A 4,387-nucleotide genomic window follows, 5' to 3' on the forward strand; every position below is an offset into this window, starting at 1 on the left:
CTCAAAAACAAGTAAAACGTCGTGGGTTTAAAACAAAAAAAGAAGCACGTGAAGCGGAAGCTAAAATGTTAGTTGAAAAAGAAACAAATTCAAACTTAACGTTCGCTCAAGTTGCGGATAGTTATTTTGATTGGTATTGTCAGAGGAGGAAGGAATCTTCTATAGTTACCATTAAAGCTATCCTTGACAACCATTTAATTAAAGAGTTTGGAAAATCTAAAATTAACTACATCACTGCCAAACATATCATGAACTACCAAAATGAAATTATTCATCAATATTCTGCTGATTATTTGAAGAAAATTCACACTGTGTTATCCTCTATTTTTAATTTTGCTATAAAATTTCATGGGATAACAAATAATCCAGCGAGAATCGCTGGGAACTTCGAAAAAGAAGTACATAAAAGAATCAATTTTTGGGAGTTCGAGGAATTTAAGCAATTCATTAATACTGTAGATGAGCTCCTTTACCGAGCTTTCTTTACAACTCTCTATTATAGTGGATCTAGAAAAGGTGAACTGTTGTCTCTAACTTGGGCTGATATTAATTTTGAAGAAAAAACGATTGACATTAATAAAACCAGCTATAACAGAAAAATTACAAAACCAAAAACAAAAGCATCTAATAGGATCATTATGTTACCTTCTCTTGTCATTGATGTATTGAAAAATTTAAAAGAGCATGCTATGTTAAAAGCACCTGTAAAAAGTGATTATGTTGTATTTGGTGAGTTTTATACTAGCATAGCGACTACGACACTTGACAGAAAATATAAAGAGTATCTAACTAATGCTCAAGTGAAAAAAATTCTACTTCATGAATTCAGACATTCTCATGCATCTTATTTAATAAACAAAGGCGTAAGCCCCCTTATGGTAGCCCAACGCCTAGGACATTCAGATGTAGCAACTACATTAAATACTTATAGTCATTTATATCCCTCAAAACAGGCGGAAGTAGTTGCGTTTATGGAAAACGATTTGTTATAGATGTTACCAAATCAATGCCAGCACCCTTTAAAGAGTTGGTATTATACAATTCACGTTGATTTCCTTGGTCAATGCTATGCAATGGTCCCTCCTCTCGTTCACTTTTCAACTAACTCTACCTACTATTTGTGGGATGTATTAACTGCTGCTTTTGTTGGGAGAGCTGATCTTGCAAAAACAAAAACGATTACTAGTATCGTTCATACATACGGACCCAGCCAAGGACGTACAGTGGAAACTGCTAACGGAAGACCAGTAAATGTCATTTATGATGTGAAACGTGATGCATTCTTTGAATATATTACTGAATTAGCTAAAAAAACTGCTAATCACAACCAGTATTGAAAGCCGTATAAACCCAGTTGATGAGCCAGCAAAAAAATTCAGAAATTGGTTGGGACTAAATATTTAATTATTAAAAAGAGTATTGAATTAATTTTCAATACTCTTTTTGTGCAGTTACATTGCATTTGGTCAGAACAAGCATCAATTGATTTAGAGCTAGGTTTTACAGATTAACCATTTCATAACCATTTACAAAGTACGTTATTGTTTCTAGCTCATCTTCATTTAATTCTCTATCTAGTTCTTGTTTATATGCTGCTTTTATCTTCTCTTCATCGCCTTTATGAGCTTCCGTATAAGTTCCTACTGTTTTTAGCAAATGAATTTCTTGTAAAAACTCATCCCGATTTATAGCTGCCCCATGGGAAAGAATATATGTCTCAGCATCAAATTTCTCTAATTCTTGTATCAATTTAAATGTTCGTTTCGTTGTATAGTTTCGCTTTGCAGAAAAGATATCTGCATATATACAGTCTCCTAAAAACAAAATCTTTTCTTCTTTAATATAAATGACAACAGAGTCATGTGAATGGTCTCCGCCCACATGCTCTAACACACATGTCACATCACCAAGGTCTAATTCAAGTTGTTTCTGAAAGGTTAAGGACGGCGGAAGAATTTGAATATTTCTTGGTTTTTCACTGAACTCTTTTTTTATACAGTCCGCACAAAATTCAATTTCTGTACCCTCTTTCACTCGTGCGTCCAATGCCTCATCCGACCACTCATAAGAAACAAGTGTGTTCATCTCTTTTTTTGTTTCAAAATGTGCGATAGACAATGCATTTTGTAATACAGGCAATCCAAAAATATGATCCCAGTGCCAATGCGTTAATGCTACAAAATCAGGATTTGAGATATTTTGCTCTTTTAGCATTTCTAAAAACAATTGTGTATGTGCTTCTGAATTACCTGCATCTATCATCAAAGTCTTTTCTTTTCCAACTACCATTCCTAGTATAGGTCTATCTGTTTCAGACACAGGTGTCATATACCAAAATGCGTTTCCTATTTTTTTAATTTGCTGCATAACTATTGCCTCCATTTTATGACTGTGTAAAAATTTCCAGCCGAGAATTTTCTTTATTCTTTATTTTGATTACTAGTAAATAACAATACTAATGTTGACAAAGGCATCCTTTCTCAACATTTGTTACTTTTAATCTATTTTACGCTACGAATTTACATTTAAATTATATTACAATTTGTATAAATGAGATACATTTTACAATATCGAAGGGGTGTTGAACCTGGAATGCAAAGGAAACAATCCTGCCCTATTCCGGTAATGTGTTAACAGGTAAAGAGTTGATCAATCACTGAATTTAATGAGGAGGGCTACCATGTTATCAGCTGAATAAAAAGCAGCAACTATACAGTTGCTGCTTCCAACATTTCTTTTTGTATTTCAACACGTTTGATTTGGTGAGGGTCTTTAGAAAGAATTTTAAATGCATATCCTTCGCTATTTACTGTTTGCCCTTCCTGGATATCATAATTCTGCATCAGAATCCAACCACCAATCGTGTCAACATCACTATCATTCATATGTAATCCTAGTAAATCATTTAATTCGCTAATTAATACTTTACCTTCTACGACAACATGACCTTCATTCATTTGCTGGATGGGCGGACGCTCATCTTCATCGTATTCATCACGTATTTCTCCTACAATCTCTTCCAGTATATCCTCAATGGTTACAATACCAGCCGTACCGCCGTATTCATCATATAAGACAGCCAACGGAATACGTTTCTTTTGCATTTGTAGTAAAAGATTATGTATTGGTATGGTCTCAATTACTTCAATTACTGGACGCGTATACGATTGAATAGAATTGAATTCTTTTGTTTCCTTATTCATATAACGAATAAAGAAGTCTTTCACATTCACCATGCCAATGATTTCATCTTTATCTTCCCCAAATACTGGGTAACGTGTATACTTTTCATCACGGATTATTTTCATATGGTCTGCTAAAGAATTATCTACATGTAGCCCTATAATTTCTGTACGGGGGACCATGATTTCTTTCGCAATACGATTATCAAATTCAAAAATATTATTTACATATTTGTATTCAGCTTGATTAATTTCTCCACGTTCATAACTTTCAGAAAGAATCAATCGTAATTCTTCTTCTGTATGTGCTACATCATGCTCTGATGCAGGTTTTAAGCCGAACATTCCTGTTATCATCCTTGCAGAGCCATTTAACAAGCGAATAAACGGATACATGATTTTGTAGAACCAGATAAGCGGAGCCGAAAGTAATAAAGTAACCTTCTCAGCCTTTTGAATCGCGAATGTTTTTGGTGCTAATTCACCAACTACAACATGTAAGTACGTCATAATAGTAAAAGCAATTCCTAAAGATAATACACCTGCAATGGAAGGATTGATGTTCCACTTATCAAATAAAGGATGTAAAAGTCTCTCAATCGTTGGTTCACCTAGTGCCCCGAGTCCCATTGCTGTAACTGTAATCCCTAATTGACAAGCTGACAAATACTCATCCAAGTTTGATGTCACTTTCTTCGCTGCCAGCGCACCCTTCTTTCCTTCTAATACAAATTGATCAATCTTTGATCCTCTTACTTTTACAATAGCAAACTCAATTGCTACGAAAAATGCAGTACATGCGATTAAAACCACTACCATGATTAAATTAAATATGTCCAACTAATTCCCTTAGCTTCCTTGAAACTAAAGGATTCACCTCCTGATATATTTTCTCTTTCCAGACCTACTTCATACACATTGACATGAGATTGTATAAAATCTACATTCTCAAAATGATGAGGGGTACTCTGAGAAAATCGAGGTCATTTAGCCACCTATCCGAGTCAACATCTGAGTCCAATACATTTCCACCGCCTTGATTAAATTATCTATATGTTAGCATGAGAAATAAATCCCAGTCAACGTTTACATTTTGTATACCCTGAAATTCAAACAAAAAGCTTCTCTTTCCTGTTACATAAAACCTCTTAATGTGTGCATCAAACACTATAACATTTCCTTCGCTTCCACTAACTATATTATTT

3 protein-coding genes and 1 pseudogene are annotated in these 4,387 nt (G+C 34.3%); 2 read left to right on the top strand and 2 right to left on the bottom strand.

What is annotated here, in order from left to right:
* Both AB3X49_RS18385 and AB3X49_RS18390 read left to right on the top strand, forming a co-directional pair.
* The coding region (locus tag AB3X49_RS18385) for a tyrosine-type recombinase/integrase (RefSeq protein WP_367963865.1) at positions 1–992 on the top strand (992 nt) is incomplete at its 5' end.
* Between the two features lie 48 nt (positions 993–1,040).
* A pseudogene (locus AB3X49_RS18390) lies at positions 1,041–1,337 on the top strand (nucleoside hydrolase); the annotation flags it as partial.
* 163 nt (positions 1,338–1,500) lie between these two features.
* Here AB3X49_RS18390 and AB3X49_RS18400 read toward each other — a convergent pair.
* Together AB3X49_RS18400 and AB3X49_RS18405 are read right to left on the bottom strand one after the other, a co-directional pair.
* On the bottom strand, positions 1,501–2,382 hold the full coding sequence (locus AB3X49_RS18400) for an MBL fold metallo-hydrolase (RefSeq protein ID WP_367963867.1): 882 nt from the start codon (positions 2,380–2,382) through the stop codon (positions 1,501–1,503).
* 326 nt (positions 2,383–2,708) lie between these two features.
* On the bottom strand, positions 2,709–4,022 hold the full coding sequence (locus tag AB3X49_RS18405; RefSeq protein ID WP_002168422.1) for a hemolysin family protein: 1,314 nt from the start codon (positions 4,020–4,022) through the stop codon (positions 2,709–2,711).
* Positions 4,023–4,387: the final 365 nt, after the last annotated feature.

The sequence above is a fragment of the Bacillus sp. C30 genome (assembly GCF_040838255.1).
In the GTDB taxonomy this organism is placed as follows: domain Bacteria; phylum Bacillota; class Bacilli; order Bacillales; family Bacillaceae_G; genus Bacillus_A; species Bacillus_A mycoides.

Excerpts from the sequence above, each read along its gene's own strand:
- AB3X49_RS18400 (WP_367963867.1), bottom strand. The coding sequence starts at position 2,382 with ATGGAGGCAATAGTTATGCAGCAAATTAAAAAAATAGGAAACGCATTT.